Here is a 23228-nt window from a genome sequence, read left to right as displayed (position 1 = left end):
AAACGAGAATCCGAATTTTTCTTTTGTCATGCTGAACTTGTTTCAGCATCTATTGAAAAATATCCTGAAATAAATTCAGGATGACTTTTTGATACTTTCCTAGATTCCCGCCTGCGCGGGAATGACATAGAGCGTGCTTTAATTATCCATGCAACAATGCCGACTTGACCACGGTATCTAGTCTTTTTATTAAGGTTTTTCCGGATGCCGTGGTCAAGCAACTAGATGACACCGAAACACTTTGCAAAAATTCGAGCCATGCAACAAGGTCGGGTTACATAGATTTCGACATTGCTTTTTCTACTGTCTTTCTTGAACTACAAGGATAATAGTTGTCTTAGAACACGACAAAACCCTAATCAAATAAAATGATACAGCGCAGCCGATACTTAAGAACAAGAATAATAAAGCAAAATTATTTATTGTTTCACTGTGTAATTTTGAAACGATAAAAGTTATTAAGGCTATTAATATATAATATAATGAGCCGAAAATTGAGCCGGCAGTGCCGGTAACTTTGGCATAATCTTCTAAAGCATAACGCAGCGTCATCGGAATTAGAAGATTATGTCCAATCATATGCAACATTATCGGAATGAATATTATTCCTATGACGATATTATTATTAATTTGATTATCCTTTAATAAAAAAGCAGCTATTACTAACATCGTACAACCCAGCAAGCTAAATCCGAGTCCCAAAATCATTATTTTTTTTTCATCTACACGGCGTTTTTTTATTAAATATCTGCCAAATAAGCCGCCAAAAATATTAGCTAAACATAATAAGAACGTTAATTTACCGTAGAAAGAAGGCGACAACCTCATATTCTCAATAAAAATAAAGGGGGCTTCGATAAAAAAACCGTAAGTCATGCCGTTAAATGCCCCGATAATAAAAGCATAAAGCCAGATAATTTTATCCTTTACTACTATTTTAAAAACTTCAAAATATTTACTAGTGTGAGAGATATCCATATACGGATTTGTTTCAGGTAAAATTTTACAATATAAAATAAGTAATAAAGTAACTAAAAAACTTGAAAAGACGAAAACATAGCGCCAGTCGGAATATTCAACAATATAACCGCCGACCGATGAACCGAGTGACGGAATAAATGCCAGCCATACCGATAAGCTAGCATAAACATAAGATAATCTACTTCCTTGATATGAATCTCTTGCCATCGCCTGCCCTATTACGGAGCCGACACTTGCCCCGAAAGCTTGAGCAAAACGTGCAATCATTAGCATCTCTATATTAACTGCTAAGATACAGGCAATAGAGGATATAATGTAAATAAATAGTCCGAAGAGAACTATAGGTCTTCTACCGTAAATGTCCGATAATCTACCTAAGGATAATATACCGAAAGCGAAACCTAAAAAATATAAGGTAGACGTAATTTGTGCCGTATTACCGCTAATATTAAAAAATGCCGAAAGACTAGGCAGCCCTGCGGTATACATTGTTTCCGTGGTAGGAGATAGAACAAATAAACAAAGAAGCATCCAAGGCGGAATTTGCGCGATTATTTTCATAAACTTTATTTTTTATTTCTAGGTCATTGTAAAAAACCTCGTCATTGCGAGGAGGCACAAAGTGCCGACGCAGCAATCTTATGAAATTAGCTGGATTGCTTCGCTTTGCTCGCAATGACAAAGTTTTTATCATTTTCTAGATTGCCGCGCTCCTTTCAGTCGCGGCCTTGTTGTATGGATCGAATTTTTGGTGTCATACCAGCGAAAGCTGGTATCTAACTTTTGTTATATTGTTAAGTGAGATTCCCTCTTTCGAGGGAATGACACCGAGGCGTTTGAAGTATCCACGCATAAATACCTTCTCGCAATGACGAAGAAAAGCCTGGATTCCCGCCTTGAGCAGTGTTGTTGTATGGCTCCAAATTTATAGCAAATCCCACTATGTCATTCCGTGATTTATTCCATAGTACCGGACAGTTTTTGAAAAATCATCGTCATTGCGAGGAAATTACATAGTAATTGACGAAGCAATCCAGTAAAAAATGCTAATTTATAGCATTTTTTTATTATTTTTCTGGATTGCCGCGCAGCCTATATGGCTGCTCGCAATGACGTTTTGACTAACTTTCAAAAACTGTCCGGTACTATAGATTTATTCACGGAATCCAGGAAAATATATAAATAATACCATTATAAATTGCTTTTCTAGATACCGTGGCGGGGCCTCGGTATGACAAATTTGGCATTTTCTGAAGCCTAGCAACAACGCTGCCTTGAGCTAGGAATGACATAAAAGACGACGAGTATTTACACGTTAAACCTAAAATGTACTATATCACCGTCCTGCATTTTATATTCCTTTCCTTCTAATCGCATTCTTCCTACTTCCTTGGCTTTTGCTTCACTACCTAAATTTATATAATCTTCATAGCCGATAACTTCTGCTCTGATAAAACCTTTTTCAAAATCCGTATGAATTATCCCGGCCCCTCTAGGTGCAAGAGTTCCATTTTTGAAAGTCCAGCTATGAGCCTCTTTAGGGCCGATTGTAAAAAAGCTGTTAAGATTTAGCAGATTATATCCTTCTTTAATTACTTTACTTAACCCCGTTTCATCAAGCCCGATATCTTTTAAAAATTCAGTCTTTTCCTCAATGCTTTCAAGAAGTGCAATATCCGCTTCTATTTTTGATGAAATAACGACGCATTTGGCATTTTCCTTTGCTGCTCTATCTAAAACTAATTTTGTTAGTGCGTTACCTCTAGACGCATCTTTTTCAAGAACATTGCAAATATATAAAACCGGCTTAGATGTCAGTAATTGCAACTGTTTTATATTTTCTTGATCATAAATATTATTAAGTATGCGAGCAGGTTTACCGTCAGCTAATACCTTATATATTTCTTTTAATAATTCTACTTGATCTTTTAGTGCCTTATCGCCTGTTTTTAAGCGCTTCTCACTACTAGTTAAACGCTTTTCTACCGATTCTATATCGGCAAGTATTAACTCCGTTTCTATTATTTCCAAATCATGTATCGGGTCTATTTTATCATGAATATGCGTAATATCCTCGTCCTCAAAACAGCGCAGCACATGCAAAATTGCATCTACTTCCCTTATGTGAGCTAGAAATTTATTGCCGAGTCCCTCACCTTTGCTTGCTCCCTTGACAAGCCCTGCAATATCGACGAATTCTATATAAGACGGGATAAGTTTTGCAGAACCGGCAAGACTTGCCAATTTCTGTAGACGGTCATCCGGTACTGAAACTATACCGCTATTCGGCTCAATAGTACAAAACGGATAATTCGCCGCATCTGCTGCTTTGCTCGCCGTTAGTGCATTAAATAACGTCGACTTACCGACATTCGGCAACCCAACAATTCCACATTTTAGTGTCATAAATCTTTCCTTAAAGAATATAGTATAGAATCTTTCTCATAGCCATGTCTGGTAAATTCAACTTTATAGCCTAATTTTTCATAAAATGGTTTTGCCTGCCAGTCCATAGTGATCAAATGAATAAAATTACAGCCTCGTTCACGTGCTAAATCCTCAGCTTTTTCTATTAGTAAAGTACCATAATTCCGATCCCTTATATCTTCATTTACAAAGAGTGAACGAATATAAAACCGTCCCCAAGAACTCATACCGCTAATTCCTGCAATAAAGTTTTTATCCTTATCAAAACACGAAAAGGAAAAAGATTTAATATCTCCTTCTAAACCCTTTTTCTCTCTAGCATCTTTGTTAAAAGCCTCAATAATTATAGATTCATGATTTTTATCCATTTCATCGGCATAGACAATTTCAAACGGTAATTCTTTTTTCATAGTCCCTATGTTTTTTAAAAATTAGATGCTTCAACGTTATTTTCACATGGCATTATTGCGTGGATAAGTTAAAGCGTACTCTATGTCATTCCCGCGCAGGAATGACATCATATTTTAGTTTTAAATTCTTCTAATTTACCTTCTAACAGCAAATCAAAATTATTAGTTATTTTATCTATCGCTTGTTCGACTATATTATACTCAGCCTTAAAAAAATTATGAAGCACATAATCGGCTACTTCTTCACTATTTTCCGGTCTGCCTATCCCGATTCTTATACGATGGTAATTATTACCTATAGCTTGGTCTAACGATTTTAAGCCGTTATGCCCGCCGTTACCTCCACCTTGTTTACATTTCACTCTCCCGACGACTAAATCTATATCGTCATGAATAACATAAATATTTTCAAGTTTTATATTATAGTAAGATTTAATTAGTGCCGCCGCATTACCGGACAAATTCATATAAGTCATCGGCTTTATCAGCAATAACTTGTGAATTCCTACATTTCCTTCGGCAATTTCGGCATTAAATTTTTTCTTCAAAGAAAATGATAATTGATAATATTTTGCTAATTCATCAATAGCTATAAACCCGATATTATGTCTTGTATTTTGATATTTTATTCCCGGATTACCAAGACCTATAACAAGAATCATAATATTACCTTGAATAAAAAGAGACTATAATTTGATTGATGTGAATCTATGCGGGGTTGATAAAGGAAATATAATAAAGTTTATTGCGTGGATAGAGAAATGGTCTCAATGTCATGCCGTGGTCAAGCCCACTACTGTACGAACGTTGAAAAAAGGCTGTGTCATGCCGTGACTTGATCACGGCATCCAGGAAAATAAAGCCATATTAGACTTATTTTGAATCTTTTTATGATATTATAAGCTGGATTCCGTGGTCGTAGCCACGGAATGACAGAATTTTTACCTCTTTATTTAAACGTTCGTACAGTAGTGGGTCAAGCCCGGAAGTGTATGAACGTTGTTACATGACTCTTAAAAAGCCCTCGATGTCATTCCTGCAAAAGCAGGAATCCAGCCTTACTTATGTCATGCTGAACTTGTTTCAGCATCTCTTGTAGTAGATCCTGAAATAAATTCAGGATGACTATATTTTCCTAGATTCCCGCTTTCGCGGGAATGACATCGAGAACGTTCGTACAGTAGTGGGTCAAGCCACGGTATGACACCATATATTACTTCGCCGCAGCTTCAGTAGTAGCCTCTTCTGCGTCGGCTTTTCCTCTACGCCCTATTATCGTTGCAAGGACAAATTCTTTTTTAGTAGCAAATCGGCATCCTTCAGGCAAATTTACGCTTGAAGATTTTATAGAAGTAGCAATCGGCATATTAGTTACGTCAATAGTTATACTTCGCGGAATATTATTAACGTCACATAACATAGGAACGGTTCTTTTTATTATATTAAAATACCCTCCCCTTTTAACTCCAAGTGCTCTTTCTTTCCCTTCATATATTACCGGTACTGCCATTTTTTGAGTTTTTTCTTCTAAAAACACAAAATCAACATGGCGTACTATATCCGTAACAGGATGCAACTCTATAGCCTTTGGCAGTACTTTATATTTTGTTTTTCCTAATACAATATTGATTAACCCGGATATAAAAGCCGGTTTTCTATAATATTTTGTTATTTCTTTCTCTTCAATTGAAATAGCAACGGGCGTTTTATTTGCGCCGTAAATAATAGCAGGGACTCTGCCTGTTCTTCTTAATGCTCTTGCTGCGCCTGTACCGAATTCTGCTCGAACTTCTGCGGCAAGTTCTAGTATCTCACTCATCTTAATATACTCTCCTTAAGCCTTTAAACTTTAAAGCAAGTAATATTAACCTCAAATTCCTAAAAATTCAAGTTCTAATTATTATTTTTTACTTTTTAGATGTCATTCCAGTGAAAATGGAGCGTTGTTGCATGGCTCGATAAAGCAGCAGTATGTCATTCCTGCGCAGGCAGGAATCCAGAAAAATTATAGTCATCCTGAATTTATTTCAGGATCTACTAAAAAATATGCTGAAACAAGTTCAGCTTGACAAAGTTAGAAAGCCTGGATTCCCGCCTGCGCGGGAATGACATCGGTAGTAGCCGATAATCTATTCTATACCTAAATATTTATGCGTCTGCAAGGATAAGCGATGTCCTGATTCTAAAGCAAGCTCAACGGCTAACTTATTATTATCGGCATTAAGTTTTGGGTCGTTTTGGTCCATCGGTTGGATAAAAACCGGTATGTTATAACTAGTTTGACCGACTTCCTCTATATGATTATATTCCATAATATTTTTAGCAACTATAAATTTCATTGCACTAATAGAGGGTAATAAATCTTCTCTTATTTTAGAATAGCCGTTTTTTCCGGCTTTCGGCGAACAAACTACCGATATTTCTTTCGGCAAAGGACGGTATAACGTACCGTTAGTCTCAATTTGCACTTGAAAACTCTCTTCTAACAATTTTCGACATAATAATTCAATAGGTTGACGAAGCGGCTCCCCGCCGGTAATCACCGTTAGCTTAATTGATTTTTTTGCGTATGAATTTTTACTAAGAGAGATAACCTCATTTATAATATCATCGGTATTTATTAAGCTATATTCCTCAAAGTCCGTATCACAAAAATTGCAAGCAAGGTTGCATCCTCCGAGTCTTATAAAGATAGCCGGAACCCCGACAAAAATCCCTTCCCCTTGAATAGTTTTAAAAATTGCCTTAACTTCTAATTTTGTCCCGTCACCGTGTAAAATTCCTCTTTTAGGATTTTCTCCAAACATTTGTCTCTTATGAATAAATGATTTATGAGCTACATTATAGCACAAAACTTAAAAAATATCTTGCAATAATTGATGAATAATATTATTGTTCACGTTACTATACTGCTCGTATTTTGAAAATTGAATTTTATTTTGAAGGGTGAGCCAATGGATAACCAAAGGATGGGAGCGTACAAATAGTACGTGAGTACACGAATCCCTAATAAAATGTAAAGAGCAATTTTTGAAAGATTAAGTAGTATCATCGGTAACGTGGCTTTGGTATGCCTATATTTACCGACAAAATCTTAAAATACCAATTTAAAGGAATAATCATGCCTAAATTAAAAACAAAATCCGCTGTAAAAAAGCGTTTTAAACTTACTGCTAGCGGTAAAGTTATCGCATCCCAAGCAGGTAAAAAACATTTTATGCGTCGTCGTACTAAAGCTCAACTTCGTAACCTTCGAGGTACTACAATTCTTTGTGCTCAAGATGGATATAATGTAAAAAAATATTTTCTTCCATACGGCATTAATTAATTAGGAGCTAAAAAATGACACGCGCAAAATCAGGAAAAATTTCAAAAAATCGTCATAAAAAAATCCTCAAACTTGCAAAAGGCTATAGAGGTCGAGCTAATAGTTGTTTTAGAGTAGCCGTTGAAAAAGTAGAAAAAGCCCTTAGTTATGCTTATAGAGATCGTAGAAATCGTAAGCGTGATTTTAGAGGCTTATGGATTCAAAGAATAAATGCAGCAGTTCGTGAGCATGGTTTGGTATATTCGCAGTTTGTCGGAGGTCTTAAAAAGGCCGAAATTGATATTGACCGTAAAGTACTTGCAGAACTAGCCGTAAATAACAGTGAAGGTTTCGCTCATATCGTTGAGCAAGTAAAAGCTCATATATAATTATAAATAATTATATATTAAAAATCATTATTACGAGGAGATGCTTTAGCATCGACGCGGAGCGTTGTTGCATGGCTCAAAAGCGTTGCAAAAAAAAACATCGTCATTGCGAGGAGGCACATCGTACCGACGCGGCAATCCGGTCTTTGTCATGCTGAACAAGTTTTGCGCATCTTTTGAGAAATATCCTGAAATAAATTCAGGATGACTCTATAATTTTTCCGGATTCCCGCCTTTAGCCATAACTGTCCGAAGTTGAAAAATTAAGATTATTAAATAGTACTTTTTTTGCCGTTAATGCTAAAAATACTACTATTTTGATATATAATAGAGTGAAAAACCCAAACAGTTTCTCTATTTATTTTTCAACTTCGGACAGCTGTGGCCTTTAGCTAGAATGACATACTGCTGCTTTTATCGAGCCATGCAACAACGCCTTTGGTCGCTCGCAATGACGTTTAAGGTATCCACGCTGGCATTGCCGCCTCGCAATGACGGTAGACAACTCTTCAACTTATACCTATATACAACACTATTTACTTTGCTGTCTTTTTTGTTTCGGCTGTGCTTTAATAGCTGAAGGAAGCATAGAACCGTTTTCTATATAACTTGTTAGCTCCTCTGTAATAATAAATATTTTTGATTTTTTATCTTCCGGTATATCAAGAGTTTTTAGTAACTTTTTAAGCTTACTTATTGATTTTAATCCTTCACTTGCCGGTGTATATTTATTACCGGTAGTATTTATTAACTTTTCCCCAACATCTTTTGCTTTTAATTGCACTTCTGTCGGTATATTAGCAGTAAATTCATCTCCTTCTATATTTTTATACTTATTAGTTATTTCTTTTCCTATCTCTTTTAAGCTTTTTGTAGAAATTTTATACCGTTTTATCCCGATAAAATTAGCTATTTTTGTAAAAAAGGTTTTTTTATTATTTAATTCTTGAGAAATTTTATTTATTAATTCGGCTTTATTTTTTTCCAAGTTATTAGAAGAAATATTTTCTAATAGAGAAGATAGATTATTAATAATTTTCTTACGCTGCTTATCATCTATAAATATTTCATTTTCTGCTTTTAATTTTTTTATTGATTTGTCAATTATAGAATCTTCCTTAATATTCATTTGTTCATTAGTTTGCCGTACAGCCTTCTTTGAAACTTCAGACTCGATTAACTGCTTAGTATATTTTCCTTTAGGCTCTGCTATTTCCCCTTCTATTTGAGCAGCTTCTGACAGGTCTAGTTTCTTATATGCTTCATCTTCTCTTACTATAGGAGCATATAATATAAAATTAATACTTTGTGCTATTCTGCTATCTAATGAATCTTTTGAATCTCTTTTATTATAAAAATTTTTTTGTAGTGTAGCATAATGATCCAAAATAGCAGGCGGTATATCTTCCGGCTTTAACGGTTCTAAGTTACCTTTGGCATCAAATTTAGCTTTCATGCCGGAACGCATTGCTTCAAATGCTAATAATTCCTGAAAAATTTTAGTATCAGGGGTACGACATACAAAATTCGGATCATTATTAGACGCAAGCGTAGCAGCATTTACCATTACTGCATGATTTAACTTATGCAAAGCATCATCACTTAAATTTGCAGTTAAAACTTCAATAAAAACTTTTCTTTCTTTTGCTTTTACACCGAAAGTATTTTTAAGCTTTATTAAATCATTGTCCGTTACTTCTCCTGCAACTATTCTATTTATTATTTCTTTTTCTATCATAACTTTTACTCACCTTTTATTTGCATAGTTTTAAGCTTTAGTATTTCAAAATAACTTAATCCTTACATAAATTAAAGAAAATAGCTAAAATATAATAAAGAAAAATTTTTCAATAAACTTTCTTACTTCTATATCTTATATAAAAACAAGTATTTAAGCTCCTTCGCTTCCGAAGTAAATAAAATCATCTTCTCCTAACATTACTATTCCACTATCATTCAGATTTTGTTCTATGCTACCGGTTACCGAATCAGGCAACTCTTTAGAAACTTTCTCCTTCTTACCTTGCTCCCTATACTCTTCTAATGTCTTTCCTCTTATAACACGTTGCATTAATCCCTCAATTACCTTATCAGGTAATACTTTAGGAACTCCTTCAGCAGCTTCCTTATAGACTTCTTCAGAAACTTCCACCTGTTTAGTATAATTAATAATTTCCGTTTCTATATCTTCTAGTTTTTTGGTAGCAATTTTATAATATTTTGACGAAAATATATTAATTTTTTTTGAAAAATTAGTTTTATTATCTTCTAATTCCCGGGAGATTATACTTGTTAATTTTTCTTTTTCTTCTATTAACTGAAGGTTATCAATCTTTGCTAAACAAGAAGACAATTTAATAAGAATTTTTTCTTTCTGTTGATTATCTACAAGAAACTTTTCTTCTAATTTTTCTATTGAGTCCACAATTATTGATTCAGGAGTTATTTTAAGTTCATTTCCGATTCCTTTAATAATTTTATCAGTTATAGATTTAATTTCTGTCTTATCTTTATTTATTGTATTAATTTGAAAAACAGTTTTTCTTGGGGCTTTCTCTATATACTGTGAAATTCTTGATTTGCTTAACTCTTGAATATAACTACCATCGATTTTTTGAATTTCTTTCTCCAAAATAGCTTGAGCTGCTGGGTTTAATAGCTTTGTATAATTAGTATTTTCTCTTACAATAGGACCGTACATCATAAAATTAATACTTTGCGCTATTCTGCTATCTAATGAATCTTTTGCATCTCTTTTATTATAAAAATTTTCTTTTAATGTAGCATAATGATCCAAAATAGCAGGCGGTATATCTTCCGGCTTTAACGGTTCTAATTTACTATTTACATCAAATTTTGCTATCATACCATGACGTTTTGCTTCCAACACTAATAATTCCTGAAAAATTTTATCCTGAGTTTCACGACAGTAAAAAACATGGTCATGATCAGGTACAAGAATATGGGCATTTTCCATTACGGCATGATTTAACTTGTACAAAATATCATCATCTAGAATTTCATTTAAAGCCTTAACAAAAGCTTTTCTTTCTTTTTCTTTTGGTTTTGTACCAAAAACATTTTTAAACTCTATTAAATCCTCTTTAGTTGCCTCTCCTGCAACTATGTTACTAATTATATTTCGTGTTAACACCACCATTTCCTCGTTTTTTATTAAAATAGAATTTTGCACTATATAAGGTTAAAAAAAATTAACAACTTTTTTATAATGTTTCTTAAAAAATAATTTAATCTTGTGGAGAAATTTGCAGAGGATGGCGCATAAGAGCCTTTTTTAGATGATTGGTTTGGATGTGAGTATATATTTGCGTGGTGCTGATATCGGCATGACCGAGCAATTCTTGAATAACTCGGAGATCTGCTCCGCCTTCAAGTAGGTGACTGGCAAAACTATGGCGTAAAACATGGGGAGAAATATTCTCAGGGTTAAGCCCTGCTTTTATTGCCGCTTGTTTTAGAAGAATAGCAAAATTTTGCCTAGTCATATAGCCGCTACTAGACGCCGAAGGAAATAAATAAACTATATTTTTAGGATATTTTTTATTGATAAAAATATCTCTAATTTTCAAATATTCTGTAATACTTGCAATAGCTTGCTCGTTTATTACTATCATTCTTTCCTTGTTACCTTTCCCCAACACCGAAAATATTTTTTTCACGTTAGAGGAAAGTTTGTTAATTAAAATATCATTTAATTTAAGGCTAACAAGTTCGGAAACACGTAGACCGCTTGCATATAGCAAATGAATCATTGCCTTAAGCCGTAAGCCTTCGGGAGTTTGATTGTTTTCGCAATAGTCAAGTAAAGTTTTGATCTCTAGAATTGATAAGGTAGAAGGGAGTTTATCCTGATATTTCGGTAAGTCTACCATCAAAACAGGATTATAATTTGTATGGTTTTCACTAATTAAAAATTCGTAATAGCTTTTGATAGTGGATATTTTTCTATTAATTGACCGAGCTTGCAAGCCGTTAGTTGCTAAATATTCAATCCAATCCCTAACATTCTCGATACTAGTATTTAATTCTAATATTTTTTGCTGAGACAAAAAGGCTTGAAAATCCAGTAAATCACGTTTATAGCTAAGTAAGGAATTTTTTGATATTCCCCGCTCGGCTAACATCATTTCGAGAAACTGCTCGATAAATTCCATAATATACTACTCAATTAACCGGAAGAGTTGTGGTTTATGTCATGCCTGCATCCTTGATGCCATTCCTAGCTGCGGCAGGCATTGTTGCATGGCTCGAATTTTCGATGTCATTCCCCAAACCCCATTATGTCATTCCCGCGTAGGCGGGAATCTAGAAAATACTTTTTAAGTCATCCTGAATTTATTTCAGGATCTTTTTCAATAGATGCTGAAACAAGTTCAGCATGACAAAGAAAAGTCTTGATTCCCCCCTGCGCGGGAATGACACCCTTTTTATGGCAATTTCTTATCCATGCAAAACGCCGCGCATATGCACTACTGTACGAACGTTTAAATAAAGAGGTAAAAATTCTGTCATTCCGTGGCTACGACCACGGAATCCAGCTTATAATATCATAAAAAGATTCTAAAATAAGTCTAATATGGCTTTATTTTCCTGGATGCCGTGATCAAGTCACGGCATGACACAGCCTTTTTTCAACGTTCGTACAGTAGTGCGCGCATATGCGGGAATGACATCAAAAAGTAGGAAAGTAATAACATTAAAACCAACCCTTCATTTACCGACAGTATATATTTATCTTCGTATGGAGGCCAGGGCCGGAATCGAACCGGCGCATAGAAGATTTGCAGTCAACCGCATTACCACTTTGCTACCTAGCCTAAAGTCCTTGGAATTTTAGACAGTTTTGAGTAAAAAAGCAACAATTTTGTGGTTATACTGATAAACAAAATCCTTGATGCCATACCCGCCTGCGCATGGGTGTCAACTTAAGGAGCAAAAACGTAAGCCGTCATTGCGAGATGGTTAAAATCGCTTAAAACTTGTCATACCGAGGCCCCTCCTCGCAAGGACGTTTAACGATCCACGCAACAATGCCAGAGTGGGTAGACGAAGTTCAACTTGAAAAAGAGCAAGGCGCCTCGGAGCTTTTGACCGCAGCGTATACTAAATACGTGAGGATCAAAAGCGAGAAGTAACGTAGCCAATTTTTCAAGTTCAACGAGTATACCAGCTAAAACTCTCTAATCCTTGCCGGCGGTTTTAATGATAATTCTTTGACAAAATTTAAGAACTGACTAACGGAATCTACTATATCGTCATTTTTTACATGCGGGAAATATAATAATTCTTTTAAAATTATATTATTAAGCGCTGATTGTTTAGGTAGTAAAACCTTAGAAGATTGAAATAACGACACTATTGACGCGAATCTGGTAATTTTATCGAGTCGTGGTTTTATGCCGATTATGCGCATATTATCGTTATTGAGGCGTAAGTCTTGAATGATCTGCTGCCCGCTGGCTTTATCTTCAATTAATATAAATCTTGGGCTATATTGCTCTGCTAATCTCTCTACTAATTTTTTAAGTTCAGGATAGGTAAGTTTTTTTCTGGTCATTGAAATAAGGTAATATTTTTTATCTAAAATCCCCCAGATAGTGCAAACACTATAATCGGAATTTTCTGAAATTTTAATTGCCGTATCCCAACTTTGAATAAAATAATCAAATTTTTCCGGCAAATTTTCATAAAAACTAACATCTTCAATATTGAGTAATGAAGAATTTTTAGGAAGCGGTCGCTGCAAATATTGCGCTGAATAATTATAGCTACCTATTTCCTGCTCTAACCCACTTAAAAGATTACGAGAATCTTTAAAATTATCTAATAAACCCCCGTTAAGATATTGATATTCTTTTATTTGACCATTAACTAGTAATTTAAAAAAATAATCTTTATCGGCAATAGCCGGAATTTTTAAATGATGCCAGGAATCAGAATTCATAAGGAGATGCCCGACTAAATCCTCCTCATGTAATCTTTGCATAACTAACACTATCGAGCCGGTACTTCTATTATTTAATCTACTTACAAAAACCTGTTCAAACCATTCAATTACTTTTTTACGTATTTTATAAGAATTTATTTGGCTAGGATTATGAGGGTCATCAATAATTAATATATCGCCGCCCTCACCCGTAGCCGAACCACCGACGGAAGTAGCAAATCTAAAACCGTTTGCATTCGTTAAAAATTTACTTTTTTGATTATGTTCTTTACTTAAAACAGTATCGGGGAAAAGCTGTTTATACCAATCGGCAGATAAAATAAACCGACAATCTAAAGAATGCTTGATGCTTAATATCTGGGAATAGCTAGCAACCATAATCCTTTTAGTAGGATCGTGTCCTAATATCCAAGCCGGCCAAGCAACACTTACGCATACAGATTTCAAAGACCTTGGCGGTATATTAATTATTAAACGGTTAATATCACCGTTTTGCACCGCTAGCAAATAATCGCTTATCAATTCGATATGCCAATTTAATCGATAATCTATACCGGGATTGATAGTATTAAAAACCTTAATTATGAAACTATGAAAATCTTGACGTAAAATAGCATATAGTAATTCCTTTGAGTAAGCCATTGATATTTATGTTTTATTTATATTTGCAAGTACAAGATTAAGTATATTTAAAGTCGTGTCGATGTCATTCCCGCGCAGGCGGGAATGACATACAATATGTAACATTGATTACTAATTTTAAATTACTCTGAAGCAGATTAACATAAAACTTTGTTGTGATTAATCGGCAATGCTATATAATTCTTAAAAAATATATTGCGACCTATGATATTACCTAAAATTATTTTAGTTTTTGCTATCCTGCTAGGCTTTACTAGCTTATCACAGGCAGAAAATACAAATATTGACATAGAATCGTTTTCTACCACCGAAGACATCGAAAATAATGACAGAGATAGTGATTTCCTCCCTATTATCAAAAATAACTCGGCTAGTTTTGAGAATATTGAGCTTAATAATAGTGCTGAATTAAAAAATTATCGGCAGGGCAAAATTATTGCCTTAAACAAAATTACCGCTACTTCTCGTGAATTAATTTTTAAAGTCGGTGAAGAACAATATTTCGGTAATATAAAAATCAAGCTCCATAAATGCCTAAAAAATCTTGATCCGTATAAGGAAGATAATTATTTATTATTAACAATTACCGAATATAAAATTGATGAAGACCCGATATTACTTTTTCAAGGATGGATGACTTCTGCAAGTATTTCACTCTCTACCTTTGAACATCCGATTTATGAAATTTTCGCCAAAAATTGTCTATAAGTATTTGATATGCATTATTATTTAATTTCCGGTCTAATATTTTTAATTCCCGTTATCGGTATGATAGGCGGATTATCCGTAGCTGCTACCATACCGATTTTGTTAATGATTTTCTTATTTTCTATAAAAGATAGGATCACTTTACGCTTTTTATTTTCTACTTACAAAACAGAATTATTATTTGCTAGTTGGTGTTTATTATCATGTATATTCGCAATTAACCCTATAAACAGCTTACTTACTTTTTTACAAGTTTTTTCGGTTTTACTGCTAGGCTTTACGACTAGTAATTACATAGATACGTCTATATTTTTTCAAAATGACCGAAATATTAAATGCTATCTTATAAGCGGAGTTATTGTCGCAATAATTTTATTTTTTATTGAATATCTGACTAACGGCCTGCTAACTAAAGCTTTCCGTGCTATTTTTCAATCTTCTTCCTCACAATTTTTTAACCTTTATATGTTAGATCGCGGTTGTGCGTTACTATCAATTACCGCGTGGATAATAATAACAATCTTAATTTATTATAAAAAGCCTATTATTTCTTTATTATTTTATGTATTAGTGCTGTATTTATTATTTATTTCCGACAGCTTAGCAAGTTTTTTAGGTTTTCTAATCGGCGGGTTAACATTTTCGGTTAGCAAAATAACCCAAAAAATATTAACCGGAGAAATATTTTTTAGATTGATAAGTATAGGCTTAATAGCCGGTTCATTATCAATTCCGATAATTGCCGGCAATATAAATCCTAGATATATATCAGAAAAATATGCATCGTCTATTCAGGAGTCAGCACAACATCGTCTGTTTATTTGGCATTTTGTTGCAAATAAAATTGCAGAAAAACCGATTTTCGGTTACGGTTTTGCATCTTCAAAATATATAGAAGTAAAAGATAGTGAAATAATTAAACATAATGGGATAGAATGGCATCCCCTACCTTTGCACCCTCATAATAACATACTACAAGTTATTCTTGAGACGGGTTTAATCGGACTAATATTATTTTTAGCTTTAATTTATAAATATCTTAAACAAATTAGTAATTTAACACGGCAAAATAATAATTGTCAAAATTATCAATCTATTTCTTATGCCTGCTTTATAAATTATTATTTTATCGGAATGGTTTCTTATAGTATTTGGCAAGTATGGTGGGTAGCAGTTGGTATTTGGGCATTGATTTTAATGAAGTTATTAGTTAAATCCGATATAATAATTGATAATTAATTTTGGTTGATATAATCTAGGAAAATAAAGAATTCATAGATGTCATTCCCGCGTAGGCGGAGCGTTGTTGCATGGCTCGGTTTTATTCCGTCATTGCGAGGAGAAACGTAGTTTCGACGCGGCAATCTAGAGAAAAAATAGTAAAAAATGCTATGAAATTTATATTTTTTAGATTGCCGCAGCCACTTCGTGGCTTCGCAATGACGATTTTGTTGTTAATTTTCGAGCCATACAACAACACTCGAAAGAGGGAATGACATAAAACCGGCTTTAATTGCTCCTACTTTATACTTTTATAGGAACAACATCAAAAAAATACAAACATAATGTGGCAAGAATCAAAAATTTTACAGGAATATTTACCGATTAGTGTTTTTTTCGGCATTGCGGTATTAATATCTAGCTTAATAATGATTTTGCCGAATTTATTAGCTACTAAGAAGTATAATAAAGACAAATTAGAACCTTATGAATGCGGCTTTGAGCCTTTTAGCGACGCGAGAGCTAAATTTGATATACGTTTTTATTTAGTCGCCATTTTATTTATTATTTTTGATCTTGAAGTTACGTTTTTAATCCCCTGGGCTATTACTCTCGGAAAAATCGGTAAAATAGGCTTCTTTTCAATGATGTTTTTTCTCTTTGTCCTTATTATCGGTTTTATATATGAGTGGAAGAAAGGCGCTCTGGAGTGGGAATGATTATACTCATAAATGAAGCGTTGTTATACCGTGGTCAAGTCACGGGGCGACAGTCCTTAATCCTTGAAATACGAACGTATATAAAGTAGATATAATTATATGAAAAATAATTTTCAAGCAGAGAACGAATTAATTAATGATGAGCTTTCTAATCGAGGTTTTTTGTTAACTACAGTTGATGATTTAGTCGGCTGGGCAAGGGCAAATTCTTTATGGCCGATGACTTTCGGGCTTGCATGCTGCGCGGTTGAGATGATGCAGGCAGCAGCGAGCCGCTACGATATGGATCGTTTCGGGATGTTATTTAGACCAAGCCCTCGCCAATCCGATTTAATGATAGTAGCAGGCACGCTAACTAACAAAATGGCACCGGCATTACGCAAAGTATATGATCAAATGGCTGAACCTAAATGGGTTTTATCTATGGGAAGCTGCGCTAACGGCGGCGGGTATTATCATTTTTCATATGCGGTAGTGCGCGGTTGTGATCGAATCGTACCGGTTGATGTATATGTTCCGGGTTGCCCGCCGACCGCTGAAGCTTTAATTTACGGATTATTGCAATTACAAAAGAAAATTAAGCGTTCCACAGGCTTTAAATATGACGGCAGGAAATATGAGTGATCCGGCAAAAATTATCAATAAATTTATATCTGCACATAATATTAAAGCAACTCCCATAGAGATAACGGGTTTTATTAGTTATCAAATAGAAGCGGATAATTTATTATTATTTCTTACTTTTTTAAAGGAGTCGGAAGATTTACGTTTTACTATCTTAACTGATTTATTCGGTGCAGATTTTCCGGAGCGTGATAGAAGATTTGAAGTAGTTTATAGTTTACTAAGTTTGAAATTAAATAAGCGTTTATTGTTAAAAATTGCCGTTAGCGAGAATGAAACTTTGCCCTCTATAACCGGGGTGTTTAATGCTGCTTGTTGGTATGAGCGTGAAGCTTACGATATGTTCGGGATAAATTTCACGGATAGCCATGATATGCGACGCATCTTAACCGATTACGGGTTTGAAGGACATCCGTTACGTAAAGATTTCCCATTAACAGGTTATACACAAGTTAAATATGATGAAGCTTTACAAAAAGTGGTATACGAACCCGTCAAGCTTGATATAGAATATCGAGAATTTGATTTTTCTTCACCTTGGCAAGGTCCGAGTTACGTGTTACCGGGTGATGAGAAGGCTGGGAAGTAATGTGGTGCCTGCAACGTCATTGCGAGGAGGGACATAGTCCCGACGTGGCAATCCAGGAAAAATTATGAAACAACCGACTGTATATATTATTGCTAATAAACGAAATGGTACTATTTACGTAGGAGTAACTTCTAATCTTATCAAACGTATATATGAACACAAAAATAATACAACTAATGGGTTTAGTAAAAAATATGATTGTAAAATACTAGTATTTTATGAAATTCATGAAACTATGGACTCTGCAATAACTAGAGAAAAACAAATTAAATCAGGCTCAAGAGAAAAAAAGCTTAATTTAATTGAGCAAATGAATGTAAATTGGAAAGATTTATATGATGAAATTATTTAACTGGATTGCCGCGTCGCCTACGGCTCCTCGCAATGACGGCTACTATGACTAACAACTCTAAAACTATAACTCTAAATCTCGGTCCGCAGCATCCAGCGACTCATGGAGTATTGCGGCTAATTTTAGAAATGGACGGCGAAGTAGTAAATTTAGCCGATCCACATATCGGTTTGCTACATCGCGGTACCGAAAAGTTAATCGAGCATAAAACATATCTGCAAGCCATACCTTATTTTGATCGGCTGGATTATGTATCCCCGATGTGTCAGGAGCACGCTTTTGCTCTAGCTGTTGAGTCATTGCTAGGCTGTGATGTACCACGGCGTGCACAGTTTATTAGAGTTATGTTTTCGGAGCTTACCAGAATTCTAAACCATACTTTAAATATCGGTAGTCAAGCGTTAGACGTTGGCGCTACTACCCCTTTATTATGGCTGTTTGAAGAACGTGAGAAAATTATGGAATTTTACGAGCGTGTTTCAGGTTCTCGCATGCATGCCAATTATTTTAGACCGGGCGGCGTTGCGCAGGATTTACCGGATGGCTTATTAGAGGATATCGCCATTTTTATAGAACAGTTCCCTACCCACTTGCAAGACGTAGAAACATTGCTAAATAATAATAGATTATGGAAGCAAAGATTAGTCGATATCGGCGTTGTTTCACAGAAAGAAGCTATGGATTGGGGGTTTTCCGGTCCAATGCTTAGAGGGTCAGGAATTGCTTGGGATTTACGAAAATCAAATTCTTACGATGTTTATGATGAAATGGATTTTGACGTACCGGTAGGCAAGTCCGGTGATTGTTATGATCGATATTTAGTTCGTGTTGAAGAAATATATCAATCGTTAAGAATAATTAAGCAATGCATTGAAAAAATGCCGCAAGGTGAAGTTAAAACTACCGATCATAAAATCACCCCGCCGACGCGCGCAAAAATGAAAGAATCTATGGAAGCAATGATCCATCATTTTAAGCTTTATACCGAAGGCTATGACGTACCGAAGGGAGAAACTTACAAAGCAGTAGAAGCTCCGAAAGGCGAGTTTGGCGTATATTTATATTCCGACGGTAGTAACAAACCTTATCGATGCCGAATTAAAGCACCCGGCTTTGCACATCTACAAGGACTTGATTTTATGGCAAAAGGTCATTTAATGGCTGATATAGTGGCTATTATCGCCACGCTTGATATTGTGTTTGGAGAAATTGACAGATAACCTTGTCATACCGTGGCGGGGCCAGCGTTGTTGCATGGATCGAAAAATAGCAAAATGTCATACCGTGGCTTGACCACGGTATCTCGTAAAGCAATCTGTGATAGTATATTTCACGAGATCCCGCGATCAAGTCTATAGTACCGGACAGTTTTTGAAAAATCATCGTCATTGCGAGGAAATTACATAGTAATTGACGAAGCAATCCAGTAAAAAATGCTAATTTATAGCATTTTTTTATTATTTTTCTGGATTGCCGCGCAGCCTATATGGCTGCTCGCAATGACGTTTTGACTAACTTTCAAAAACTGTCCGGTACTATGGATCAAGTCACGGGATGACAGAAGAAATATCGATCCATACAACAATGCCGGCGGGGCCACGGTATGACATCAAATGCATTTATTTAAAAATATGACTACAAAAATTACAAATTTTACATTCGATAAGAAAAACTCGAAGCTGGCAGCGGATATTATTAAAAAATATCCGGCGGAAGGCAAAAGAAGCGCCATTCTACCGCTGCTTGACCTTGCACAACGTCAAATGGGCGGCTGGCTTCCGACGGCTACTATAGAATATGTAGCAAACTTACTGGATATGCCATATATGCGAGCTTATGAGGTAGCAAGCTTCTATACTATGTTTAATTTAAAGCCTGTAGGTAAGTATCATATTCAAATATGTACTACTACGCCCTGCTGGCTTCGCGGTAGCGATGAAATAGTTAAAGCTTGTGAGCAAACACTAAAAATTAAATGCGGTGAAGTAAGTAGCGATAAAAAATTTAGTTTAGTAGAAATAGAATGTTTAGGTGCTTGCGTAAATGCCCCTGTCGTGCAAATTAACGATGACTATTTTGAGGATTTAACAAACGAAAGCATAGTTGAAATAATTAATAAAATGAAAGATAGTGACTAGTATTTTACTATTAATAATCAAATTTTATCAATATTTTATATCGCCGTTACTCGGTAATAATTGTCGTTTTTACCCTTCTTGCTCGGAATATGCCAAAGATGCAATAATAATACACGGAAATTTCAAAGGGTTATGGCTAGTTTTCAAAAGAATAATTAAATGCCATCCTTTTTGTCAAGGCGGTTATGATCCTGTACCTCTGGGCAATGACGATATCTCATGAATAACAATCTAATCCCCTTAACTCGAGATTTTTTCGCTCGTGATACTAATATAGTAAGCCAAGAATTACTTGGGAAATTATTATATTTTCAAGGAAAAAAAGCTATTATTACCGAAACGGAAAGCTATATCGGTCAGGATGACCCTGCTTGTCATGCTGCAAGAGGACGCACGAAAAGAACCGATATAATGTTTGGCTCTGCCGGATTTAGTTATGTATATCTAATTTACGGCATGTATTACTGCCTAAATTTCGTAACTGAAATAGAAGGCTTCCCTGCTGCAGTATTAATAAGAGGAACACATGTTATTTCTCCTGAAAATCAATATCTGAACGGTCCGGGTAAATTATGTCGATATTTAGGGATAAATATTTCTCATAATAAATGTGATATTATCAATAATAATGAATTTTTTGTTAGTGATATAGGACTCAAAACTTCCTTTTCTATAACCCCCCGTATCGGGATTACTAAAGGCATAGATAAATTATGGCGTTACGTTATTAAAGAACCTCTTGATTTAAGAAAATTCTAGACTTAACTCCTAATAAGTTATACTAATTAGGAATTAACTCCTGATTAGTGAGCATAATATGTATAATAGATATTTAAAATTACATTTAGAAAAGAAACAAACAGCTTTTCTGTGGGGAGCAAGGAAAGTAGGAAAATCAACTTATTTAAAAAATCTATATCCTGAATCAGTATATTATGATTTATTAAAAACTGATTTGCAATTCAAATATCTAAAACAACCATCCATGTTTCGGGAAGAAATCTTAGCATTAGATACACAAAAACTTACTTTTCCTATAATAGTTGATGAAGTACAAAAAGTACCAGCCCTACTTGATGAAATTCATTGGCTTATAGAAAATACGGATAGCTATTTCATTTTGTGCGGTTCAAGTAGTAGAAAATTACGATCATACGGGACAAATTTACTTGGCGGTAGAGCTATAAAATATAATTTTTATCCGTTAGTATATCCGGAAATAAAAGAAGAATTTAATCTTTTAAGGATATTTAATCATGGTTTAATCCCATTACATTTTATCAATAATAACCCACGTAAATTACTTAAAGCATATGTAGAAGACTATCTAACTAATGAAATACGTGCTGAAGGATTAGTACGCAATATTACCGCATTTAGTAGATTTATGGATAGCACGGCCTTTTCTCACGGAGAGTTATTGAATTATTCTAATATTGCTCGTGATTGCTATATTGATGCCAAAACGGTTAAAGAATATTATCAAATACTTATTGATACGTTGGTTGGATATTTGATTTACCCATACACAAAAAAAGTTAATCGAGAAATTATATCGTCAACGCCTAAATTTTATTTTTTTGATGTAGGAATAGCAAGTAATATCACGGAAAATAATTTTGATGATCTAAAAGGTGCAGCAGCAGGTAAAGCACTCGAACATTATGTGTTTACGGAATTAAAAGCGTATATAAATTTAAATGATCTAGATCATCGTATAAATTACTGGCGTACTAAAACAGGTTTAGAAGTTGATTTTATAATTAGCACTATAAAAGGCAAACCGCTACCGATTGAAGTAAAAATATCTTCAAATTTACATAAAAGCGAACTTCGAGGAATGAAAGCTTTTATGGAAGAACACAAGCTTGATAAAGGTTATATTATCTGCTTAGAAGAAACGCCAAGAAAAATATATTTAGAAACTCAGGAAATTAATATATTACCTATCAAAGAATTTTTAAAGAGATTATGGAAAGGTGACATTTTTTAATTCTAGCTTCTGGGAACATTCCTTATTAAATTTTTTTATTATATCAGTTGTCAAATAGTACCACATATGGTACACTGTTATAATGCTTAATATACCAAAAACTCTTGTTGTAAAATTTTATCAATCTATAACTAAAAAAGAACCGGTGCGTGATTGGTTACTTGAACTAGAACCTAATGATTGTAAAACTATCGGTACAGACATCAAAACTATCGAGTATTCTTGGCCAATTGGAATGCCTATATGTAAACCTCTAGGCAAAGGAATGTACGAAGTAAGATCAAATTTAACGGATGGCAAGATAGGAAGAGTAATTTTTTGTATAGTAAGTAATAAGATGATCCTTTTACATGGATTTATCAAAAAAACTCAAAAAATACCTGATAAAGAACTAGATTTAGCATATAAAAGAAAAAAAGAGATAGAATTATGAATACACTTAATCAGAACGGTATTGGTTCTAATTTTGATGATTTTCTCAACGAAATTGGAATATTAGAAGAAGTTACAGCAATAGCTCATAAACGTATTCTTGCTAATCAAATAAAGCAAGTGATGGAGCAAAAGCATATAACAAAACTGGAAATGGCTAAAAAAATGGAAACCAGCAGAACAGCTATAGATAGGCTTTTAAATCCTAATAACCCAAATGTTACTCTTGATACCCTTGATCGTGCTGCTATAGCGTTAGGAATGAGGTTAAATATTTCTTTAATCTAATTTCTTTTTAACCCTAGGTGTTTAATTTCCTTCACAAAAT

General features: G+C 34.4%; 34 protein-coding genes and 1 tRNA gene. 19 read left to right on the top strand and 16 right to left on the bottom strand.

Features of this window, described 5'->3' with window-relative positions:
- Positions 1-26 precede the first annotated feature (26 nt).
- From AAGD64_RS04405 to AAGD64_RS04370, 8 genes are all read right to left on the bottom strand, one after another.
- Positions 27-221 carry a hypothetical protein gene (locus tag AAGD64_RS04405; protein ID WP_341794012.1) on the bottom strand — a complete coding sequence of 65 codons (195 nt, stop codon included), beginning with the start codon at positions 219-221 and terminating at the stop codon, positions 27-29.
- Positions 222-300: 79 nt separating this feature from the next.
- A complete protein-coding gene (locus AAGD64_RS04400; RefSeq protein ID WP_341794011.1) occupies positions 301-1542 on the bottom strand; it encodes a Bcr/CflA family efflux MFS transporter in 1242 nt (413 codons plus the stop codon).
- 596 nt (positions 1543-2138) lie between these two features.
- Positions 2139-2273 (bottom strand): hypothetical protein, encoded by a 135-nt coding sequence (locus AAGD64_RS04395; RefSeq protein ID WP_341794010.1) that lies wholly within the window; start codon positions 2271-2273, stop codon positions 2139-2141.
- Positions 2274-2289: 16 nt separating this feature from the next.
- Positions 2290-3387, bottom strand: coding sequence for a redox-regulated ATPase YchF (ychF, locus tag AAGD64_RS04390; RefSeq protein ID WP_341794009.1), 1098 nt, complete (start codon positions 3385-3387; stop codon positions 2290-2292).
- Positions 3384-3818, bottom strand: a complete 435-nt coding sequence (locus tag AAGD64_RS04385) for a GNAT family N-acetyltransferase (RefSeq protein WP_342257043.1) — start codon at positions 3816-3818, stop codon at positions 3384-3386. The genes ychF and AAGD64_RS04385 overlap by 4 nt, the downstream gene beginning before the upstream one ends.
- Before the next feature lie 107 nt (positions 3819-3925).
- On the bottom strand, positions 3926-4480 hold the full coding sequence (gene pth, locus AAGD64_RS04380; protein WP_341794008.1) for an aminoacyl-tRNA hydrolase: 555 nt from the start codon (positions 4478-4480) through the stop codon (positions 3926-3928).
- Positions 4481-4526: 46 nt separating this feature from the next.
- On the bottom strand, positions 4527-4661 hold the full coding sequence (locus tag AAGD64_RS04375; protein ID WP_341794007.1) for a hypothetical protein: 135 nt from the start codon (positions 4659-4661) through the stop codon (positions 4527-4529).
- Between the two features lie 370 nt (positions 4662-5031).
- On the bottom strand, positions 5032-5637 hold the full coding sequence (locus AAGD64_RS04370; RefSeq protein WP_341794006.1) for a 50S ribosomal protein L25/general stress protein Ctc: 606 nt from the start codon (positions 5635-5637) through the stop codon (positions 5032-5034).
- Positions 5638-5764: 127 nt separating this feature from the next.
- Between AAGD64_RS04370 and AAGD64_RS04365 the strand changes: the two genes are divergently transcribed.
- Positions 5765-5887 carry a hypothetical protein gene (locus AAGD64_RS04365; protein WP_341794005.1) on the top strand — a complete coding sequence of 41 codons (123 nt, stop codon included), beginning with the start codon at positions 5765-5767 and terminating at the stop codon, positions 5885-5887.
- Between the two features lie 60 nt (positions 5888-5947).
- Here AAGD64_RS04365 and AAGD64_RS04360 read toward each other — a convergent pair whose 3' ends face one another.
- Positions 5948-6625, bottom strand: a complete 678-nt coding sequence (locus AAGD64_RS04360) for a 7-carboxy-7-deazaguanine synthase QueE (RefSeq protein ID WP_253307767.1) — start codon at positions 6623-6625, stop codon at positions 5948-5950.
- A gap of 314 nt (positions 6626-6939) precedes the next feature.
- Here AAGD64_RS04360 and rpmI point away from each other — a divergent pair, with 314 nt between their 5' ends.
- Both rpmI and rplT read left to right on the top strand, forming a co-directional pair.
- Positions 6940-7146, top strand: a complete 207-nt coding sequence (gene rpmI, locus AAGD64_RS04355) for a 50S ribosomal protein L35 (protein ID WP_341794004.1) — start codon at positions 6940-6942, stop codon at positions 7144-7146.
- Between the two features lie 14 nt (positions 7147-7160).
- The gene (gene rplT, locus AAGD64_RS04350; protein ID WP_253307769.1) at positions 7161-7514 is read left to right on the top strand and encodes a 50S ribosomal protein L20; all 354 of its coding nucleotides are present in this window, start codon (positions 7161-7163) and stop codon (positions 7512-7514) included.
- Between the two features lie 532 nt (positions 7515-8046).
- On the opposite strand, the gene AAGD64_RS04345 is transcribed toward rplT, so the two are convergent.
- The 3 genes from AAGD64_RS04345 to xerD all read right to left on the bottom strand — a co-directional run bounded on the left by AAGD64_RS04345 (position 8047) and on the right by xerD (position 11689).
- Complete coding sequence (locus AAGD64_RS04345) at positions 8047-9252, bottom strand: DUF5410 family protein (RefSeq protein WP_341794003.1); 1206 nt, start codon at positions 9250-9252, stop codon at positions 8047-8049.
- 153 nt (positions 9253-9405) lie between these two features.
- Entirely contained in the window at positions 9406-10707 is a 1302-nt protein-coding gene (locus AAGD64_RS04340) for a DUF5410 family protein (RefSeq protein WP_341794002.1), read from the bottom strand.
- 55 nt (positions 10708-10762) lie between these two features.
- Positions 10763-11689, bottom strand: a complete 927-nt coding sequence (xerD, locus tag AAGD64_RS04335; RefSeq protein ID WP_341794001.1) for a site-specific tyrosine recombinase XerD — start codon at positions 11687-11689, stop codon at positions 10763-10765.
- An 84-nt stretch (positions 11690-11773) separates the two neighbouring features.
- Here xerD and AAGD64_RS04330 point away from each other — a divergent pair, with 84 nt between their 5' ends.
- Together AAGD64_RS04330 and AAGD64_RS04325 are read left to right on the top strand one after the other, a co-directional pair.
- Positions 11774-11917: a hypothetical protein gene (locus tag AAGD64_RS04330; RefSeq protein WP_341794000.1), complete on the top strand. Its 144-nt coding sequence runs from the start codon at positions 11774-11776 to the stop codon at positions 11915-11917.
- 33 nt (positions 11918-11950) lie between these two features.
- A complete protein-coding gene (locus AAGD64_RS04325; RefSeq protein WP_341793999.1) occupies positions 11951-12088 on the top strand; it encodes a hypothetical protein in 138 nt (45 codons plus the stop codon).
- A gap of 189 nt (positions 12089-12277) precedes the next feature.
- On the opposite strand, the gene AAGD64_RS04320 is transcribed toward AAGD64_RS04325, so the two are convergent.
- Together AAGD64_RS04320 and terL are read right to left on the bottom strand one after the other, a co-directional pair.
- Positions 12278-12352, bottom strand: a tRNA-Cys gene (locus AAGD64_RS04320).
- Positions 12353-12705: 353 nt separating this feature from the next.
- Positions 12706-14124, bottom strand: a complete 1419-nt coding sequence (gene terL / locus AAGD64_RS04315; protein ID WP_341793998.1) for a phage terminase large subunit — start codon at positions 14122-14124, stop codon at positions 12706-12708.
- A 204-nt stretch (positions 14125-14328) separates the two neighbouring features.
- On the opposite strand from terL, the gene AAGD64_RS04310 reads away from it, so the two are divergent.
- The 8 genes from AAGD64_RS04310 to nuoD all read left to right on the top strand — a co-directional run bounded on the left by AAGD64_RS04310 (position 14329) and on the right by nuoD (position 19557).
- Positions 14329-14832, top strand: a complete 504-nt coding sequence (locus tag AAGD64_RS04310; protein WP_253307774.1) for a DUF2155 domain-containing protein — start codon at positions 14329-14331, stop codon at positions 14830-14832.
- 9 nt (positions 14833-14841) lie between these two features.
- On the top strand, positions 14842-16071 hold the full coding sequence (locus AAGD64_RS04305) for an O-antigen ligase family protein (protein WP_410526082.1): 1230 nt from the start codon (positions 14842-14844) through the stop codon (positions 16069-16071).
- 71 nt (positions 16072-16142) lie between these two features.
- Complete coding sequence (locus AAGD64_RS04300; protein ID WP_341793997.1) at positions 16143-16328, top strand: hypothetical protein; 186 nt, start codon at positions 16143-16145, stop codon at positions 16326-16328.
- Positions 16329-16397: 69 nt separating this feature from the next.
- Positions 16398-16772, top strand: coding sequence for an NADH-quinone oxidoreductase subunit A (locus tag AAGD64_RS04295; protein WP_253307775.1), 375 nt, complete (start codon positions 16398-16400; stop codon positions 16770-16772).
- 99 nt (positions 16773-16871) lie between these two features.
- On the top strand, positions 16872-17396 hold the full coding sequence (locus tag AAGD64_RS04290; protein ID WP_341793996.1) for an NADH-quinone oxidoreductase subunit B family protein: 525 nt from the start codon (positions 16872-16874) through the stop codon (positions 17394-17396).
- Positions 17374-17985, top strand: coding sequence for an NADH-quinone oxidoreductase subunit C (locus AAGD64_RS04285; RefSeq protein WP_341793995.1), 612 nt, complete (start codon positions 17374-17376; stop codon positions 17983-17985). The genes AAGD64_RS04290 and AAGD64_RS04285 overlap by 23 nt, the downstream gene beginning before the upstream one ends.
- A 64-nt stretch (positions 17986-18049) precedes the next feature.
- Positions 18050-18337, top strand: a complete 288-nt coding sequence (locus AAGD64_RS04280) for a GIY-YIG nuclease family protein (protein ID WP_341793994.1) — start codon at positions 18050-18052, stop codon at positions 18335-18337.
- Between the two features lie 44 nt (positions 18338-18381).
- A complete protein-coding gene (nuoD, locus tag AAGD64_RS04275) occupies positions 18382-19557 on the top strand; it encodes an NADH dehydrogenase (quinone) subunit D (protein ID WP_341794154.1) in 1176 nt (391 codons plus the stop codon).
- On the opposite strand, the gene AAGD64_RS04270 is transcribed toward nuoD, so the two are convergent.
- Positions 19514-19759, bottom strand: a complete 246-nt coding sequence (locus tag AAGD64_RS04270; protein WP_341793993.1) for a hypothetical protein — start codon at positions 19757-19759, stop codon at positions 19514-19516. The two genes, nuoD and AAGD64_RS04270, sit on opposite strands and share 44 nt — an antisense overlap.
- A 19-nt stretch (positions 19760-19778) precedes the next feature.
- Positions 19779-19937 carry a hypothetical protein gene (locus tag AAGD64_RS04265; RefSeq protein ID WP_341793992.1) on the bottom strand — a complete coding sequence of 53 codons (159 nt, stop codon included), beginning with the start codon at positions 19935-19937 and terminating at the stop codon, positions 19779-19781.
- Between the two features lie 31 nt (positions 19938-19968).
- On the opposite strand from AAGD64_RS04265, the gene nuoE reads away from it, so the two are divergent.
- From nuoE to AAGD64_RS04235, 6 genes are all read left to right on the top strand, one after another.
- Complete coding sequence (nuoE, locus tag AAGD64_RS04260) at positions 19969-20475, top strand: NADH-quinone oxidoreductase subunit NuoE (RefSeq protein ID WP_341793991.1); 507 nt, start codon at positions 19969-19971, stop codon at positions 20473-20475.
- Complete coding sequence (yidD, locus tag AAGD64_RS04255; protein ID WP_341793990.1) at positions 20468-20698, top strand: membrane protein insertion efficiency factor YidD; 231 nt, start codon at positions 20468-20470, stop codon at positions 20696-20698. The genes nuoE and yidD overlap by 8 nt, the downstream gene beginning before the upstream one ends.
- Positions 20695-21234 (top strand): DNA-3-methyladenine glycosylase, encoded by a 540-nt coding sequence (locus AAGD64_RS04250; protein WP_341793989.1) that lies wholly within the window; start codon positions 20695-20697, stop codon positions 21232-21234. The genes yidD and AAGD64_RS04250 overlap by 4 nt, the downstream gene beginning before the upstream one ends.
- A 58-nt stretch (positions 21235-21292) precedes the next feature.
- A complete protein-coding gene (locus AAGD64_RS04245) occupies positions 21293-22468 on the top strand; it encodes an ATP-binding protein (RefSeq protein ID WP_341793988.1) in 1176 nt (391 codons plus the stop codon).
- An 82-nt stretch (positions 22469-22550) separates the two neighbouring features.
- Complete coding sequence (locus tag AAGD64_RS04240) at positions 22551-22901, top strand: type II toxin-antitoxin system RelE/ParE family toxin (protein ID WP_341793987.1); 351 nt, start codon at positions 22551-22553, stop codon at positions 22899-22901.
- The gene (locus AAGD64_RS04235) at positions 22898-23188 is read left to right on the top strand and encodes a helix-turn-helix transcriptional regulator (protein ID WP_341793986.1); all 291 of its coding nucleotides are present in this window, start codon (positions 22898-22900) and stop codon (positions 23186-23188) included. Before AAGD64_RS04240 ends, AAGD64_RS04235 begins: the two co-directional genes overlap by 4 nt.
- Positions 23189-23228: the final 40 nt, after the last annotated feature.

The organism is Rickettsia endosymbiont of Ceutorhynchus obstrictus (assembly GCF_964026565.1).
Lineage (GTDB): Bacteria > Pseudomonadota > Alphaproteobacteria > Rickettsiales > Rickettsiaceae > Rickettsia.
This window is presented reverse-complemented; position numbering and strand designations above follow the sequence as displayed.

What these genes read in the sequence shown, in the direction of transcription:
- AAGD64_RS04385 (WP_342257043.1), bottom strand. Translation starts at nt 3,818, where the DNA reads ATGAAAAAAGAATTACCGTTTGAAATTGTCTATGCCGATGAAATGGAT.
- xerD (WP_341794001.1), bottom strand. Translation starts at nt 11,689, where the DNA reads ATGGAATTTATCGAGCAGTTTCTCGAAATGATGTTAGCCGAGCGGGGA.
- AAGD64_RS04295 (WP_253307775.1), top strand. Translation starts at nt 16,398, where the DNA reads ATGTGGCAAGAATCAAAAATTTTACAGGAATATTTACCGATTAGTGTT.
- rplT (WP_253307769.1), top strand. Translation starts at nt 7,161, where the DNA reads ATGACACGCGCAAAATCAGGAAAAATTTCAAAAAATCGTCATAAAAAA.
- nuoE (WP_341793991.1), top strand. Translation starts at nt 19,969, where the DNA reads ATGACTACAAAAATTACAAATTTTACATTCGATAAGAAAAACTCGAAG.
- AAGD64_RS04395 (WP_341794010.1), bottom strand. Translation starts at nt 2,273, where the DNA reads ATGTCATTCCTAGCTCAAGGCAGCGTTGTTGCTAGGCTTCAGAAAATG.
- AAGD64_RS04300 (WP_341793997.1), top strand. Translation starts at nt 16,143, where the DNA reads ATGGCTCGGTTTTATTCCGTCATTGCGAGGAGAAACGTAGTTTCGACG.
- AAGD64_RS04345 (WP_341794003.1), bottom strand. Translation starts at nt 9,252, where the DNA reads ATGATAGAAAAAGAAATAATAAATAGAATAGTTGCAGGAGAAGTAACG.
- AAGD64_RS04305 (WP_410526082.1), top strand. Translation starts at nt 14,842, where the DNA reads ATGCATTATTATTTAATTTCCGGTCTAATATTTTTAATTCCCGTTATC.
- AAGD64_RS04280 (WP_341793994.1), top strand. Translation starts at nt 18,050, where the DNA reads ATGAAACAACCGACTGTATATATTATTGCTAATAAACGAAATGGTACT.
- AAGD64_RS04290 (WP_341793996.1), top strand. Translation starts at nt 16,872, where the DNA reads ATGAAAAATAATTTTCAAGCAGAGAACGAATTAATTAATGATGAGCTT.
- AAGD64_RS04325 (WP_341793999.1), top strand. Translation starts at nt 11,951, where the DNA reads ATGACACCCTTTTTATGGCAATTTCTTATCCATGCAAAACGCCGCGCA.
- AAGD64_RS04285 (WP_341793995.1), top strand. Translation starts at nt 17,374, where the DNA reads ATGACGGCAGGAAATATGAGTGATCCGGCAAAAATTATCAATAAATTT.
- pth (WP_341794008.1), bottom strand. Translation starts at nt 4,480, where the DNA reads ATGATTCTTGTTATAGGTCTTGGTAATCCGGGAATAAAATATCAAAAT.
- AAGD64_RS04250 (WP_341793989.1), top strand. Translation starts at nt 20,695, where the DNA reads ATGAATAACAATCTAATCCCCTTAACTCGAGATTTTTTCGCTCGTGAT.
- AAGD64_RS04360 (WP_253307767.1), bottom strand. Translation starts at nt 6,625, where the DNA reads ATGTTTGGAGAAAATCCTAAAAGAGGAATTTTACACGGTGACGGGACA.
- AAGD64_RS04400 (WP_341794011.1), bottom strand. Translation starts at nt 1,542, where the DNA reads ATGAAAATAATCGCGCAAATTCCGCCTTGGATGCTTCTTTGTTTATTT.
- AAGD64_RS04235 (WP_341793986.1), top strand. Translation starts at nt 22,898, where the DNA reads ATGAATACACTTAATCAGAACGGTATTGGTTCTAATTTTGATGATTTT.
- AAGD64_RS04240 (WP_341793987.1), top strand. Translation starts at nt 22,551, where the DNA reads ATGCTTAATATACCAAAAACTCTTGTTGTAAAATTTTATCAATCTATA.
- rpmI (WP_341794004.1), top strand. Translation starts at nt 6,940, where the DNA reads ATGCCTAAATTAAAAACAAAATCCGCTGTAAAAAAGCGTTTTAAACTT.
- AAGD64_RS04245 (WP_341793988.1), top strand. Translation starts at nt 21,293, where the DNA reads ATGTATAATAGATATTTAAAATTACATTTAGAAAAGAAACAAACAGCT.
- ychF (WP_341794009.1), bottom strand. Translation starts at nt 3,387, where the DNA reads ATGACACTAAAATGTGGAATTGTTGGGTTGCCGAATGTCGGTAAGTCG.
- nuoD (WP_341794154.1), top strand. Translation starts at nt 18,382, where the DNA reads ATGACTAACAACTCTAAAACTATAACTCTAAATCTCGGTCCGCAGCAT.
- AAGD64_RS04310 (WP_253307774.1), top strand. Translation starts at nt 14,329, where the DNA reads ATGATATTACCTAAAATTATTTTAGTTTTTGCTATCCTGCTAGGCTTT.
- AAGD64_RS04370 (WP_341794006.1), bottom strand. Translation starts at nt 5,637, where the DNA reads ATGAGTGAGATACTAGAACTTGCCGCAGAAGTTCGAGCAGAATTCGGT.
- terL (WP_341793998.1), bottom strand. Translation starts at nt 14,124, where the DNA reads ATGGCTTACTCAAAGGAATTACTATATGCTATTTTACGTCAAGATTTT.